General features: G+C 65.2%; 17 protein-coding genes. 9 read left to right on the forward strand and 8 right to left on the reverse strand.

Going from position 1 to position 14472, the window contains the following annotated elements:
- Nucleotides 1–6: 6 nt before the first annotated feature.
- The 5 genes from NKI63_RS24295 to hemC all read right to left on the reverse strand — a co-directional run bounded on the left by NKI63_RS24295 (nt 7) and on the right by hemC (nt 5780).
- Nucleotides 7–486 (reverse strand): tellurite resistance TerB family protein, encoded by a 480-nt coding sequence (locus tag NKI63_RS24295; protein WP_352509112.1) that lies wholly within the window; start codon nt 484–486, stop codon nt 7–9.
- A 39-nt stretch (nt 487–525) separates the two neighbouring features.
- The gene (locus NKI63_RS24300; RefSeq protein WP_352509113.1) at nt 526–2142 is read right to left on the reverse strand and encodes a heme biosynthesis protein HemY; all 1617 of its coding nucleotides are present in this window, start codon (nt 2140–2142) and stop codon (nt 526–528) included.
- 8 nt (nt 2143–2150) lie between these two features.
- The gene (locus tag NKI63_RS24305; RefSeq protein ID WP_352701267.1) at nt 2151–3641 is read right to left on the reverse strand and encodes a COG4223 family protein; all 1491 of its coding nucleotides are present in this window, start codon (nt 3639–3641) and stop codon (nt 2151–2153) included.
- 503 nt (nt 3642–4144) lie between these two features.
- Nucleotides 4145–4852, reverse strand: a complete 708-nt coding sequence (locus NKI63_RS24310) for a uroporphyrinogen-III synthase (protein ID WP_352509115.1) — start codon at nt 4850–4852, stop codon at nt 4145–4147.
- A gap of 1 nt (nt 4853) precedes the next feature.
- A complete protein-coding gene (gene hemC / locus NKI63_RS24315; RefSeq protein ID WP_352509116.1) occupies nt 4854–5780 on the reverse strand; it encodes a hydroxymethylbilane synthase in 927 nt (308 codons plus the stop codon).
- Between the two features lie 101 nt (nt 5781–5881).
- Here hemC and tsaD point away from each other — a divergent pair, with 101 nt between their 5' ends.
- The 6 genes from tsaD (at nt 5882) to NKI63_RS24345 (ending at nt 9975) form a co-directional block, all read left to right on the forward strand.
- Complete coding sequence (gene tsaD / locus NKI63_RS24320) at nt 5882–6967, forward strand: tRNA (adenosine(37)-N6)-threonylcarbamoyltransferase complex transferase subunit TsaD (RefSeq protein ID WP_352823663.1); 1086 nt, start codon at nt 5882–5884, stop codon at nt 6965–6967.
- Nucleotides 6964–7974: an NAD(P)H-dependent glycerol-3-phosphate dehydrogenase gene (locus NKI63_RS24325; protein WP_352509117.1), complete on the forward strand. Its 1011-nt coding sequence runs from the start codon at nt 6964–6966 to the stop codon at nt 7972–7974. Before tsaD ends, NKI63_RS24325 begins: the two co-directional genes overlap by 4 nt.
- Before the next feature lie 26 nt (nt 7975–8000).
- Nucleotides 8001–8297: a YciI-like protein gene (locus NKI63_RS24330; protein ID WP_352509118.1), complete on the forward strand. Its 297-nt coding sequence runs from the start codon at nt 8001–8003 to the stop codon at nt 8295–8297.
- 134 nt (nt 8298–8431) lie between these two features.
- Entirely contained in the window at nt 8432–8857 is a 426-nt protein-coding gene (locus tag NKI63_RS24335) for an EVE domain-containing protein (RefSeq protein ID WP_352456302.1), read from the forward strand.
- Entirely contained in the window at nt 8854–9510 is a 657-nt protein-coding gene (locus tag NKI63_RS24340) for a class I SAM-dependent methyltransferase (protein ID WP_352509124.1), read from the forward strand. The genes NKI63_RS24335 and NKI63_RS24340 overlap by 4 nt, the downstream gene beginning before the upstream one ends.
- A gap of 48 nt (nt 9511–9558) precedes the next feature.
- Complete coding sequence (locus NKI63_RS24345; RefSeq protein WP_352509119.1) at nt 9559–9975, forward strand: DUF1761 domain-containing protein; 417 nt, start codon at nt 9559–9561, stop codon at nt 9973–9975.
- Nucleotides 9976–9978: 3 nt separating this feature from the next.
- Here the strand turns inward: NKI63_RS24345 and gcvA are convergent, their stop codons facing one another.
- Complete coding sequence (gcvA, locus tag NKI63_RS24350) at nt 9979–10899, reverse strand: transcriptional regulator GcvA (RefSeq protein ID WP_352509120.1); 921 nt, start codon at nt 10897–10899, stop codon at nt 9979–9981.
- Nucleotides 10900–11061: 162 nt separating this feature from the next.
- Here gcvA and NKI63_RS24355 point away from each other — a divergent pair, with 162 nt between their 5' ends.
- Entirely contained in the window at nt 11062–11301 is a 240-nt protein-coding gene (locus NKI63_RS24355; RefSeq protein ID WP_254817801.1) for a hypothetical protein, read from the forward strand.
- Between the two features lie 76 nt (nt 11302–11377).
- On the opposite strand, the gene NKI63_RS24360 is transcribed toward NKI63_RS24355, so the two are convergent.
- Nucleotides 11378–11914 (reverse strand): L,D-transpeptidase family protein, encoded by a 537-nt coding sequence (locus tag NKI63_RS24360; protein ID WP_352509125.1) that lies wholly within the window; start codon nt 11912–11914, stop codon nt 11378–11380.
- Between the two features lie 144 nt (nt 11915–12058).
- Here NKI63_RS24360 and NKI63_RS24365 point away from each other — a divergent pair, with 144 nt between their 5' ends.
- Entirely contained in the window at nt 12059–12742 is a 684-nt protein-coding gene (locus tag NKI63_RS24365; protein WP_023680479.1) for a response regulator transcription factor, read from the forward strand.
- Between the two features lie 125 nt (nt 12743–12867).
- Complete coding sequence (locus tag NKI63_RS24370) at nt 12868–13323, forward strand: Crp/Fnr family transcriptional regulator (RefSeq protein WP_352690298.1); 456 nt, start codon at nt 12868–12870, stop codon at nt 13321–13323.
- A 46-nt stretch (nt 13324–13369) separates the two neighbouring features.
- On the opposite strand, the gene NKI63_RS24375 is transcribed toward NKI63_RS24370, so the two are convergent.
- Nucleotides 13370–14263, reverse strand: coding sequence for a sugar phosphate isomerase/epimerase family protein (locus NKI63_RS24375; RefSeq protein WP_352649396.1), 894 nt, complete (start codon nt 14261–14263; stop codon nt 13370–13372).
- Between the last annotated feature and the right edge of the window lie 209 nt (nt 14264–14472).

The raw sequence follows: 14472 nt of genomic DNA on the forward strand, positions 1-14472 counted from the left end.
CCCTGTCTATTCGTCGCTTGACGTTCCGGCAGCACCAGGAGCCGCGGCGGCCGCCTTGAGGCGCGCCTCGACACGGTCGCGACGTTCGACGCCGATCAGCTCGGCGACCCGCCAGACGGTATTGTCCTCGAGTTCGTGCAGCTCGCCATCGGCATAGACGATCTCCCACATCAGACCGATGAAGGCCTTTCGCGCCTCGGCGTCGAGATGGCGCTTGAGCACGCTGGTGAAGGCGTAGAGGTCGATCGCCTCATTGTCGGCCCGCTCGCCGGCAGCCGCCAACGCGTCGAGTTCGTCGCCGCTGATCGAGTAGCTTTCCGCCAGCACCTTCTTGAACCGCTCCCATTCGGTATCCTGGCGCACCCCGTCGGCGTTCATCACGTGGAAAAGCAGGGCGGACGCGGCAACGCGCGGATCGTCGGCGCTGGGGCTGGCGCCACCACCGGACGGCAGATCCCTTAGAAACGACAAAACGCGTTCGAACATTAAATCATTCCCAATAAGCCCGGGTCCACTCGACCCTTATCAGAACAAACGAAACCGGCGCGTCGATTTGTCCGCCGCGTCGTCGGGATCGACGCCGGGATCGTCGGGCAGCCGCGTCAGCTCCTGCGCCGGCTCGACGGCTTCGGCATCTTCCGGCACTTGGGCAAACGCCGCCGCGGTAATTGGTGTCACATGATCCTCGGCGGCACGGTTTTCCGTCCTCACTTCGGTCGCTGTGCCCGGTGTCTCGGCAGCAACGGCTGTGTGCTCGATCGCCTCGGCTGTTTCCTGTACCGGTTTGGCTGGAGCCGCGATGGCCGGCATCGGTCCCTCCGGAGTCTCTTCATGGCTGTCGATCAACTGGCCGAGCCGCTCCATCGGCGCCCGCCATTCGAATGCGTCGAGCCTGCCGGTGATCGGCGATACCGGAGCCCAGCGTTCGGAGACGACGCCGTCGGCGACCCAGGCCGGGTCGCGCGGCGCTCTCACCGCCTTCGACAGCAACTGCCGCACCTTGCCCTGGTCACCGCTCTCGGCCTCCTCGATGTCGGCCAGCAGCAGATAGGCGCCTTCGCGGCGATCCATGCGGATGGCGGCTTCCGCCTCGCGGCGGGCGGTTGCAAAATCTTGCGCATCGAGCGCGGCGCGCGCCACGGCAAGCGAGGCCTCGGCATGGTTCTTCTTCAGCTCCTGCAGCTTCTTTGCCCGGTTCAGCCGGTCGAGCACGGCATCGCCCGGCCGGGCATGGACATAGAGCTCCGCGATCTCCGGGTGCGGCTCGGCCTTCCACGCCGCCTCGAGGATTTTCGAGCCTTTGCGCACGTCGTTCTGCCGAAACAGCAATTTCGCCGCGACGACCGCCGCCGGTGCGAAATCCGGCCGCAGCCGGTTGGCTTCGAGCGCCGCCGCCCTTGCAGCATTGGCATCGCTGTCGATCAGCGCCTGCGCCTTGGCAGTCAGCAGCACGGCGCGACGCCGGTTGGCCGCATCGCGCTCGATCTGCCGGGTCGACTTCTGGGCATCGACCAGTTTCAGCGCGCCATCCCAGTCGCCACGCCCGGTCAGGTCTTCCAGCGTCGATTCGGCCGCCCAGGCCAGTTGCGGCGCCACCGCCGCGGCCCGGCCCGCATAGTGGCGGGCTGCGTTGCGGTCGCCGAGCCGCTCGGCCTCGAGATAAAGCCCGCGCAGGCCGAGCAGCCGCATTTCGGGATCATCGAGCATGGTCTCGAACTTTTCGCGGGCGCCTTCATGGTCGCCTTCGAGCAGCGAGGCCTGCGCGTCGAGCAGCTGGATCAGTGGCTCCTGATCGGAGCGGATCAGCTTTGCCGCTTCCTTGGTCTTCTTGCGGGCGAGCGCGCCGTCACCGGCGCCGGCGGCGATCATCCCGGTCGACAGCGCCTGGTAGCCGCGGTCGCGGCGACGCACGCGGAAATAGCGCGAGATCGTATAGGGGCTGTTCCACAGCGCCTTGACCAGCCACCAGACGATCATCACCGCGGCAACCACGGCAACGACCGCCACCGCGGCGACCATCAGGCTGACCTGGTATTGATAGCCGTTGAAGGTGACGAGCATTTCGCCCGGCCGGTCGGCCAGCCAGGCGAAGCCGAGCCCGAGCGCAAAGACGGCGGCAAGGAAGGCGAGGATGCGGATCATTGGGTTCCTCACGCCTTCATCGCGCCGGCGATGAGCGAATCGATCTGCGTCTCGACCTCCATCCGCGCTTTCAGCTTGCCGGCAAAGTCGGCGCCGGCGGCCTTGGCCGCCTCAGGCAGGGTTTCGTATTCGCTGAGCGCCTTGGCGTAGTCGCCCTGGTTGACCGCGACCTCCATGCGCGCGACGGTTTCCGGAACGCCAGTGCCTTCGACGGCGCCGATCGGCCTGACCTTGACCAGCGATTCGGCGCTGGACAGCAGCTTCTGCAGGATGCCGGCATTCTGGTCGATGGGCGTCGCGGCAGCGACCATGGCGTTGGCGGCGGCGTCCGCTTCGGCGGCAATCTCGGAGCGCATCGGGACGCCCTTTTCGGCATAGGTGCGCAACGTCGCGATCTCGGGTGCATCGGGTGAGATCGCGGCAAAGGTTTCGAGTTCGGCGGCGAACGGTGCACCACGGTCGAGCGCTGCCTTGAGCGCCGAAGCGGCAATGGCCAGTGCGATCTTCGGCTGCGAAGCCTGTGCATCGACCTTGCCCGAGATCTGTGAAACCGACTGTTCCAGGGCCGCAAGCCGGCCTTCCTGCGCCTTTGCCGTGTCGCCGGCCGATTTCACCAGCGCATCGAGCGCGGCCAGCCTTTCGTTGAGCGGGCCGAGATCGACCGGCGCCGTGCCGCCGGCCTTGCCGAGGGCCGCAACCGCCGTCTCGATCTGCCTTACCTTGTCGCCAAGTGCCGCCAGGCCGGCATTGTCGCCGGCACCGCCTTGCTCGACCGCCGACTTCAACGTCGCAACGTCCGCCCTCACCTGATCCAGCGCCGCCGACAGCCCGTCCACCTTGGCCGATGCGTCATTGTTGGCGCCGGCCTGTCTGAGGTCCGCGACCTCGCGTTTCAGCGAAACGATCTCACCATTGACCGCGTCGAGCGACACGCCGCCCGACCCCGGCGCACCGAGCAGGCCGGCAAATTGCAGCCCGCCGGCCGCGGCGAGGGCGATGACGCCGCCGATAATACCGGCGGCGATGCCGTTGATGCCGCTTCGCTTCGGCTGCGCTGCCATATGGTCGTCCCTCGTCTCAGCTGTCTTCTCGCCGGAACCTGGGATCCCCGGTTCGTTGGCCCCGGTTCCTCTGGATGCATCTTCGAAACTGTAGTCGGAAACCGTGGAGCGCCCGGCCGGCGCATCCGAACCGGCGGGATAAGGGGTTTCCGCTTCCCTGGCAGAATCGACGCCGGCGTCCGCCGGCTCTTGCGTGCCGGCCGGCGCGGCTGCGTCGGCATGTTCCCATGGCTCGAGATCGGTCTGGTCCGCATGCACCGGCTCTTCAGGTGGCTCCGGCTGCGAGGCGTTCGCCGCTTCCTCGGCCCGCGCCTCGTCGGTCTGCGAGGTCACGGCATCCTGTTCGTCGGCGACTCGCGAGACGGCGCCAGGCTCAAGCTCGATGGTCACCGGCTCACGGCGGCTCTTGGAATGCCGCATCTTCGGCGTCTTGACCATGCTCGGGCTCCGCAAAATTCGCTTCGGGATGGTTTGAAGGGTCTAGCACATCACCAAGCGGTGAAAAGGGGCGGCGTGATGACGCCACGGCTTGGAGTTCAGTTTTGGCAAAACGCCGCAGGGCCGAATCCACGTGTCAAGCCAAGGCCCATGCTCGGCACACAAAAAACCCGCCTCGGCGGGCGGGTCGTTGGAGCCAATTAGCACCATAACCAAATTAGTAGCATAGCTGCCGGCACAAAGCAAGAACAAAATGTGCCCCGAGCGCAGTCATCCACGTTGGCACTGCCCCTCATCGCCCTGCCGGGCCCTTCTCCCCGTACAGTGACGGGGAGAAGGGCTCTCACGAGTCTCGACGCTTCTTCTGCAACGCTGGAGGTTGGCGAAATCCTCGGCGAAGGCACCCTCTCCCCGTCACTATACGGGGAGAGGATGCCGGCAGGCAGGTGAGGGGCGGCGCCAACGTTTGGAACAAGCTGGCACAGAGCAGCGGCGGATGCCGGTCAGCGCGGCGCCTGCAAAAGTCCCAGCAGCGCATCCTCGCTGGGCTCAGGCGCAATCCGGATCTCGGCGACGTCGCCCAACGCCGCGGCGATGCGCCCCGATAATCCGAAAAAGCGCGTTTTTTCAAAAACACCACGCAGCGCCGGCCGGCTAGCCAGGGCCTGCATAGCGGTGGCCGCCTTGGCCGAATAGAGCAGCACCGCCTCGACCGGCTGGGCGGACAGGCGCGCAAGAACGGCCTCGTCGGAGTAATCCAGGACAACGGTGTCGTAGGTCTCGACGGCGCGGACCTGAACGCCCGACGCCAACAGCCCTTCCTCGAAGCCGGGAAATCGCACTCGCCCGCAGAGATAGACGATCGTCTGCCCCGCGTAACCGCCAGCAAGCGCATCGGCCAGCGCCTCGGCATTGCCCGGGCCTTCGCTGACCGACAGAAACCCGGCAGCGCGGGCGGCTTCCGCCGTCTTCCTGCCGACGGCGTGGCACGGCAAGCCGGCGAGCGCCGCGATGACCTCTTTCGGCGCATGGCGAACGGCATTGGCGCTGGTGACCGCGACCGCCGCGGCGTCAGCGAGCGCGCCGGCATCGACCGGCAGCGCCACGGTTCCGGTCAATGGCAGCAGGATCGGCTGAAAGCCGGCATCCGCAAGCCGGCGCCCCGTGCGCGACGCGCCCGGTTCGGGCCTCGTCACAAGGACGCGGAGCATGTCAGGTCCAGCCATCGAAGAATGTTTCGCCGGCCCTGGCCCGAACGGTCGCCGCGGCTTCCGCGCCAATGCGCGCCGCCTCCTGCGCCGGCCCTTGCAGCCTGACTTCATGCGACTGCGTGCCATCGGGCGAGATGATCAGCCCGGCAAAGGAAACCGTTCCGCCCGATATCGTCGCATGTCCGGCGATCGGCGTGCGGCAGGACCCGTCGAGCGCCGCCAGGAAGGCGCGCTCGCAGGCCAGCGCCTCGCCGGTCGGCCCGTCGTGGATCGCTGCCAGCATCTGTTCCACGTCGCGGTCTCCGATGCGGCTTTCGATGCAGATCGCGCCTTGCCCCGGCGCCGGCGGAAAGACCTCGAGCGGCATCAGGTCGGTGACCACGTCTTCGAGCCCGAGCCGCTTCAGCCCGGCATAGGCGAGGATGGTGCCGTCGGCGATGCCGTCGTCGAGCTTGCGCAGCCGCGTCTGCACATTGCCGCGAAACATCACCACTTCGACGTCCGGCCGCATCCGCCGGATCAGCGCCTGGCGCCGCAGCGACGACGAACCGACCCTGGCGCCTTGCGGCAGGCCGGCAATCGTTCGCGCCGCCTTGCCGATGAAGGCATCGCGCGCGTCTTCGCGCGGTAGGAACGCGGACAGTTCCAGCCCCTCGGGCAACAGCGTCGGCATGTCCTTCGACGAATGCACGGCGATGTCGATGCGGCGCGCCAGCAGCGCCTCCTCGATCTCCTTGGTGAACAGGCCCTTGCCGCCGGCTTCCGACAGCGGCCGGTCCTGGATGCGGTCGCCGCTGGTCGAGATGACGACCACCTCGAAAGCTTCCGCCGGCATGCCATGCGCCGCCATCAGTCGCGCCTGCGTTTCATGCGCCTGCGCCAGCGCCAGCGGGCTGCCGCGTGTTCCGATTTTCAAGGTTGTTTGCATGACGCGCCGTCCGTGATAACCCCCGGCAGGTTTTCGGGTTTTCTCCTATCGGGGAAAGGCCGACAGTACAATCTGTACGATTTTTGGACAGCGACGAATTGATCCGCGTTCTGGGCATCGAGACGAGTTGCGACGAGACCGCCGCCAGCGTGGTGGCGCTGGACGGTCGCAGCACGCCGCAAATCCTGTCGAACATCGTGCTCAGCCAGATCGAGGAGCATGCCGCTTTCGGCGGCGTCGTGCCGGAGATCGCCGCGCGCGCCCATGTCGAGGCGCTCGACGGCATCATCGAAGCAGCGCTCGCCGATTCCGGCGTCGACCTCGCCGATATCGATGCGATTGCCGCCACCGCCGGTCCCGGTCTTGTCGGCGGGCTGATCGTCGGCCTGATGACGGCCAAAGCAATCGCCGCGGCAGCCAAAAAACCGCTGATCGCCATCAACCATCTCGAAGGTCACGCGCTGACGGCCAGATTGATCGACGGGCTCGACTTTCCCTACCTCTTGCTGCTGGTCTCCGGCGGTCATACCCAGATCGTCGCCGTACGCGGCGTCGGCGACTACCAGCGCTGGGCGACGACGATCGATGACGCGCTTGGCGAGGCCTTCGACAAGACGGCCAAGATGCTCGGCCTGCCCTATCCGGGCGGACCGAATGTCGAGAAGGCGGCGGCAACCGGTGACGCGACGCGTTTCGCCTTTCCGCGCCCGATGAAGGGCTCGGTGCAGCCCGATTTTTCCTTCTCCGGCCTCAAGACCGCGGTGCGCCAGGCGGCAACCGCGATCGCCCCGCTGAGCGATCAGGATGTTGCCGATATCTGCGCCTCGTTCCAGGCGGCGGTGGCGGATGCGCTGGGCGACCGTGTTGCGCGGGCGCTGACCCGGTTCCGTCAGCAATTCCCGGACAAAGCCGACCCTGCATTGGTTGTCGCCGGCGGCGTGGCCGCCAATCGGACCATCAAGGCGACATTGCAGAGTCTTTGCGAGCAGGCCGGGTTCAGCTTCGTCGCGCCGCCGCTCAACCTCTGCACCGACAATGCGGCGATGATCGCCTGGGCCGGCATCGAGCGCCTGCGCGCCGGCATATCAGGTGAAAACGCCGCCGATCTCGTGCCGCGCTCGCGCTGGCCGCTGGACAGCATCTCGGCCCCGATGGTCGGCTCGGGCCGGCGTGGGGCCAAGGCATGACCGGCAGCGAGCACAAGGCGCCAAGCGGCTGGCGCGTCGCCGTGCTCGGCGGCGGCGCCTGGGGCACGGCGCTGGCGCTGGCCACGCTGCGCGCCGGTCATTTCGTCCGCCTCTATGCGCGCGACCCGGAGACCGTCGCGGCGGTCGACCGTGGCGAAAATCCGCGCTATCTGCCGGGCATCGCGCTCGATCCCGGCATCGTGGCGACGAGCGACATCGAGGCGGCGCTCGACGGTGCCGACTGCGTTCTGGCGGTAGCGCCGGCGCAATCGTTGCGGATTATGCTGACGGCCGCGTCCAGCCATATGCCGAAAGGCGTCCCGCTGGTCCTCTGCGCCAAGGGCATCGAGCGCGACACCGGCGCGCTGCTATCGTCCATCACCGAGGAAATACTGCCGGCAAATCCGGTCGCCGCTTTGTCCGGCCCAAGCTTTGCCACCGACGTCGCCAGGGGCCTGCCGACGGCCGTCGTGGTCGCCGCCCGCGACGAGGCTCTGGCCACCGACCTTGCCGCCCGCTTTTCGGCGGAAAATCTGCGCTGTTATTCGAGCGACGATCTAATCGGCGTCGAGATCGGCGGCGCGCTGAAGAACGTCTTTGCCATTGCCGCGGGTGCCGTCACCGGCGCCGGGCTCGGTGCCAGCGCCCAGGCGGCGATGGTGACGCGCGGCTTCGTCGAATTGCGCCGCATCGGCGCCGCCTTTGGCGCCAAGCCGGAGACGCTGATGGGGCTTTCCGGCCTCGGCGACCTGCTGCTCACCTGCTCGTCCGCGCAGTCGCGCAATTTCGCCTATGGGCTGGCGCTGGGGCAAGGCAAGCCGCTTGCCGGCTTGCCTTTGGCCGAAGGCGTGCCGACGGCGGCAATCGCCGCCCGCATCGCCGGCGAGCGCCGGATCGACGCGCCGATCATCGCCGCCGTCGCCGCCATACTGGACGGCACCATAACCATAGACCAGGCTGTGTCGGCGTTGATGACAAGGCCACTCAAGACCGAAACCGACATGTGATCGCGAACGATTGCGGAGATGGAAAGATGCTGTTTGCGTTGATTTGCAAGGACAAGCCAGGAAGGCTGCAGGTGCGGCTCGATACGCGGCCCAAGCACCTTGCCTTCCTGGAAGGGCTGAACGGCGACAAGAAATTGGCCTTCGCCGGCCCGTTCCTCGACGCCGACGGCAAGCCGAACGGCACTCTCGCCGTTGTCGAGGCGCCTGATCTGGCTGCGGCAAAAGCCCTGTCGGCGGCCGACCCCTATACCAAGGCAGGGCTGTTCGAAAGCGTCGAAATCCGGCAGTGGAACTGGAGTTTCAACAAGCCGGCGGATATCTGATGCATGTCGCGCAAAAGTGTGCAGCGGTTTTGTGATAGCGACATGCATACAACAAGAACCTAAAGCGCGTCGCATGAGGCCGGTCGAACGCGACGCGCTTTTAGTCGCGGCGGCACCTGAGGAGGAGCAACACAATGAACTACTGGCTGTTCAAATCCGAACCTTCGGTCTTCTCCTTCGAGGACCTCAAGGCCAAGGGCAAGGCCGGCACGCAATGGGACGGCGTGCGCAATTATGCGGCGCGCAACAACATGAAGGCGATGCAGATCGGCGATCTCGGCTTCTTCTACCATTCCAATGACGGGCTGGACATCGTCGGCATCGCCGAAGTCTGCGCTCTGGCCCATCAGGACAGCACCACCGACGATCCCCGCTGGGAGTGCGTCGACATCCGCGCCTTCAAGGCCATGCCGAAGCCGGTGACGCTGGAGCAAGCCAAGGCCAATCAAAAGCTGGCCGACATGGCGCTGGTGCGGCTCGGGCGGCTGTCTGTGCAGCCGGTGACGCCGGCCGAATGGCAAGAGGTTTGCCGCATGGGCGGCCTGACGCCGGCGCCATGACGGCGCTGACGCCGGACAGCGCCAGGAAATTCATCCTCGACAACACGGCGCTGATGGCGCCGCCACATGTGCCGGAGATCCGCCTGCACCTGGCCGACGAGGCGCACGAACTGTGGCGGCGGACCGAGGACGAGCTGACCGAAATCGGCCTGCCGCCGCCCTTCTGGGCTTTTGCCTGGGCCGGCGGCCAAGGCCTTGCCCGCTACATCCTCGACAATCCGGCGGCGGTGCGCGGCAAGCGCGTGCTGGACTTCGCCTCCGGCTCCGGCGTTGTCGCCATTGCCGCGGTGAAGGCCGGAGCTGCCGAGGTGATCGCCGCCGATATCGACCCGTTCTGCGCGACCGCGATCCGCCTCAATGCCGAGGCAAATGGGACCGAGATAAAATTCCTCATCGGCGACTGCATCGGCAGCGATGCCGGCTGGGACGTGGTGCTGGCCGGCGACGTCTTCTACGACAAAACTTTCGCCGACAGGCTGATGCCGTGGTTCGCCCGGCTGAGGGCGCGCGGTGCCGACATTCTCGTCGGCGATCCCGGCCGCTCCTATCTGCCGAAGACCGGGCTGGAGCCGCTTGACGTCTACGAAGTGGCGGTGACCCGGGCGCTGGAGGACGCCGAGGTCAAGCGCACCACCGTCTGGCGCCTTGCTTGACGGCATCGCCGAACAGGCGTTCCATCGCGCAATCGACCGGAGGGAACCATGGATTTTTCAGCAATCAATTGGCTGGCGGTAATCGTCGCCGCCGTCGTGGCGTGGTTGTTCGGCGGGGCCTGGTACATGGGCTTGAGCAAGCCGTGGCTGAAGGCCGCCAAGCTTGATCCGGCGACGATGAGCAAATCGATGCTGCCCTTCGTCGTCTCCTTCATCGCGGAGCTCGTCATGGCGCTGGTCATGTCGCTGATCATCGGCGCCGTGACCGGCGGCGAGCCGAGCCTGCTTGCCGGGGTGATCTTCGGCTTCGTTCTCTGGCTGGGGTTCGTCGCCACCACGCTTTCGGTCAACCATCGCTACGAAGGTTTCGGCTGGGATCTGACGCTCATCGATGTTGGTCACTGGCTCGGCGTGCTGCTTCTCATCGGCGCGGTGATCGGCTGGTTCGGCGCGGCGGCGGGCTGACCGTCAGCTCGGGGTCCTGGCGATTTCCTCGAGAAGCCAATCGCGAAAGGCGACGATGCGCGGATCATTCGCCGCGGTCTCCGGATAGACCAGGAAATAGGCGAATTCGGGCGCGACCTTGATGCCGAGTTCGAACGGCCGGATCAGCCTACCTTCCGAAAGGTCGTTTGCCACCATGGCGAAATCGGCGAGCGCGACCGCGTTGCCGTCGAGCGCGGCCTGGACGGCATCCGTCGAGTTGCCGAACACGATGGTCCGGCTGTCGTCGAAATCGTCGACGCCCGCCGCCGCCATCCACATGCTCCAGTTCGGCCAGGTGACGCCCTGGCGCGACCACTCGATATGCGCCAGCGTATGATGAAACAGGTCGCGCGGCTCCTTGAGCGGCGGCCCGGCCCGCAACAGGGCCGGGCTGCAGACCGGAATGATAACGTTTTCGAACAGCCGGTGCGAGCGAAGCCCCTGATATTTGCCGGTGCCGAAACGGATGCCGAGATCGACGTCGTCGCGATCGAAGTCGCGCACCTCGTAGCTGATGTCGAAACGCAGCTCGATCGCCGGATGCTGCTTGCGAAAATCGTCGACGCGCCGCATCAGCCACTTCGTCGCGAATTGCGCATCGAGGGTGACCTTCAGCAGCGCCGATCCGCGTGCCGTCTTCTGCGCCCGTGAGACGGCCCGGCCAAGCAGGTCGAGCGCATCGGTCGAAGCTTCGAACAGCACCGCACCCGCCTCGGTCAGCCGGATCGTGCGGCTGGTGCGTGTGAACAGCACGATGCCGAGCTGATCCTCGATTTCCTTGATCTGATGGCTGACCGCTGCCGGCGTCAGGCCGAGCTCGTCGGCGGCGCGGGTGAAATTGAGATGCCGGGCCGCTGCCTCCAGCGTCCGCAGCGCACGGGTTCCAGGCAGCAGGCGCGCCATTAGTGCCAGACGAGGAGAGTTCGGTCGAGCATTCCAATTCTCAAAAAAAACTTGAAGATGCAGAAAAAACTACTCGTTTCCCGTTTTGATTTCAATCGGTCATGATCTGGTCATCGAAGAAACATCAAACCGGATTTGATGTCCGGAGAAGCGGATTGCACCATGTCTGACATCACCTTGCGCCCTGTTACCCTCCGCCCGGCCTGGCTGCGCGCCGTGCTTGACTGGTTTCGCTACGCAAAAATCGCGGTCAATCTTCCCTACGAGAATGTCGAGGATCTCTCTGATCGCCAGCTGCGCGACATCGGCGGCGAACGCAAGGACATCGCACGCGCCATGGACCGCGAACTCGGTCGGCTCGGCCTTCTCGACACGGGTTGGCAGCTGCCGAGGAAGCGCTAGGACGGTGTAGTGAGTAGTGAAGCTAAGCGGCGGGTCCGCGAATATCCTTCCCGACCAATTCGCTCACTATTCTCCCCTACCTTGCCACCCTTATCACCGTCCGTTCCGACAGCAGCGGCAGCAGCCGCGCCATGGTGCGAGCCGTTACCGCGACGCAGCCTTGCGTCGGCGTAAAGCCGGGGCGCGCCAGGTGGAAGAAGATGGCGCTGCCGCGCCCGCGCCGCCGCGGCACAATGTTCCAGTCCAGCACCAGGCAGGCGTCATAGAGATCGTCGGTGCGCAGCATCCGCTCATGGCTGGCGCCATAGGGGATTTTGACCGGGCGGTTGTAGTTGCGGTCCCCAGGCACTTCGCACCAGCCGAGGTCGCGGCCAATCGGCGTCATCGCGAGCCGCGTCCGGCGGCCGCCGGCAAAACGGTCGCCGCGAAAATATCCCGACAATATCCGCATCGAGGCAAGCGGCGTGGCGCCGTCGCCCTCGCGCTTGGCCGCCGAGATGCCGCCATGCCCCAGCGCACATGGAAACACCAGTTTGCCGGCCTGCAGAAAGCCTTGGCTGGCATGGCCTGGGCGCGCGCGCACGGTGAGCACGGCGAGCCCTTTCGGCAAAATTGCGCCGACTGCATTGCGATCGTGTTTTTTCTTGTATGATCGTGCCACGGAACAAATCACTGTGAACGGCTGTTGTGCCGGTCAGCTTCCGCATAAACAGGCTGCGGTCAACTGAAATCTCTTTTCAAAACAACGGATTGATCCATGACTTCACGCACCATTCTGATCGTCGACGACGATGACGACCTGCGCGGCACCCTTGTCGAGCAATTGTCGCTTTATGAGGAATTCGATGTCCTGCAGGAAGCGACCGCCGCCAAAGGCGTCGCCACGGCGCGCGGCGGGCTCATCGACCTGCTCATCATGGATGTCGGCCTGCCCGACATGGATGGCCGCGAGGCGGTAAAGATATTGCGCAAGGGCGGCTACAAGGCGCCGATCATCATGCTGACCGGCCACGATACCGATTCCGACACCATCCTTGGCCTCGAGGCCGGCGCCAACGACTATGTGACGAAGCCGTTCCGCTTTGCCGTGCTGCTGGCCCGCATCCGCGCCCAGCTGCGCCAGCACGAGCAGAGCGAGGACGCCACTTTCTCGGTCGGCCCCTACACGTTCAAGCCCAGCCAGAAGCTTCTGATCGACCCGCGCGGCGCCAAGGTACGGCTGACCGAAAAGGAAGCCTCGATCATCAAATATCTCTACCGCGCCGACCAGAAGGTGGTGACCCGCGACGTGCTGCTGGAGGAAGTCTGGGGCTACAATTCCGGCGTCACCACTCACACCCTCGAAACTCACGTCTACCGGCTGCGCCAGAAGATCGAGCGCGATCCTTCCAACGCGGAAATTCTCGTGACAGAAAGCGGCGGCTACAAGCTGGTTCCTTAAACATTTCATTATTCAAATAAGCGATCCGGGCGGGGCGCTTTTCGGGTACGGTCCTGAGGCTGGAGGTGGTTTTGGATCGGCCTCGTAGGGGAGGAGTCGGACTGACGGTTCGGGGACATAGCTAGATGGCGCTGGATGACGACATCCGCATCCTGTCCACCGTGAGGCTCTTCGAGGGCTTTACGCAGGAACAGCTGCGTCTGCTCGCCTTCGGCGCCGAAACCACCAGGTTGCAAGCCGACCACAAGCTTTACCGCGAGGACGACGAGGCCGATTGCGCCTATATCGTGATCAGCGGCCGCATCGTCCTCTACCGCGAGCACGACGGCGAGCGCATCCCGATCGGCACCGCCGGCCCCGGCACCATGCTCAGCGAACTGGCGCTGATCGCCGATACCAACCGGCTGACCAGCGCCTCTGCCGAAATCGATTCGGAAGTGCTGCGGCTCAGCCGCAAGATGTTCCGCCGCATCCTTGAGGAATACCCGGAGCTGGCGGTTCACCTGCACCAGCGCATCTCGGAGGACTTCCAGGCGATGATCCGCCGCATCGAGGAACTTGGGCCGCGTTTTGCCGGCTAATACAGCGCCTCTGGTCTAACCAGATCGATTTCGGAACTGCGAGTTCTCAAGGCCGGTGCGTTGCGGAAACAAGCTCGGCCTTGCGCCGCGCCGTCTCCAGTCCGAGCGCAATGAAGCGGCGCGCATGTTTGGCCAGCTCCATATTGTCGGTCCACAGATTGCGCCAGATGGCGGTTTTCCGCGACAGGTTCTCATCGACGATTTCCGACGAGAAGGATTCGAAGCTGAGGTCGTCGCTGTAGCCGATGGCGGTCAGCGCGTCGAATATCGCGGCAAAATCGATATTGCCGGTGCCGAGGAAGCCGCGATGGCTCTCACCGATATGGACATAGCCGATCTTGCTTGCGGCGTTGCGAATGGCCAAGCCGACATCGGCCTCCTCGATGTTCATATGGAAGCTGTCGAGATGCAGGAAGATGTTGTCGGAGCCGCTGTCCGCGATGAAGGCCATGCCTTGCGCGGCGGTGTTGAGCAGGTTGCTTTCGAAGCGGTTGACGATCTCGAGGTTGAGGCTGACGCCGGCTGATTTTGCTGTCTCGGCCACCTCGGCAAGCGTGCCGGCGCTGCGGTTCCACTGGTCGCGCGTCGGCGCCTCGCTCTGCAATCCATGGCTGGTGCTGAGGATGCCGGCGACCTTTTGCCCGCCAAGATCGCGGGTCAGCGCGATCGTACGTCTCAGGATTTCGACTCCGCGCGCGGCAATCGTTTTGTCGGCGCTCGAAATATCGCCGTCGGCCGGCAGTCCGATGCTGATCGCGACGCCGAGGCCGAGATCGCCGATCCGCTTGGCCAAGCCGTCAATGTCGACATTGGCGGGGTCGAGATAAGAGAATTCGATCAGGTCGAAGCCGGCCTCCCTGGTGTTGGCCAGCGTCCGCTCGAGGTCGCTCTGCGCCGAGCTCGCCGACCAGACGAATGAGTGGATTCCGATGCGCGACATGATTGTCTCCGGTCATTCCAGGAGTAGCGGACCCAAGTCCAAATCGGCTTTTGGCAATCCATTGCTCCGATAAAAAGGTGGGGGGGGGGCTGCCCGCCCCCCCACGCGTGGGTGGGGTTTCGGGGGGGGGGGGCGCCCGGGTTTTACTGTGTGTTATTAACAAAATAACCTGCCGACCCCACCGGAAGTGTTTGTGTAGGTGGGTGGGG

The organism is Mesorhizobium sp. M0410 (genome assembly GCF_040321435.1).
Classification (GTDB): Bacteria; Pseudomonadota; Alphaproteobacteria; order Rhizobiales; family Rhizobiaceae; genus Mesorhizobium.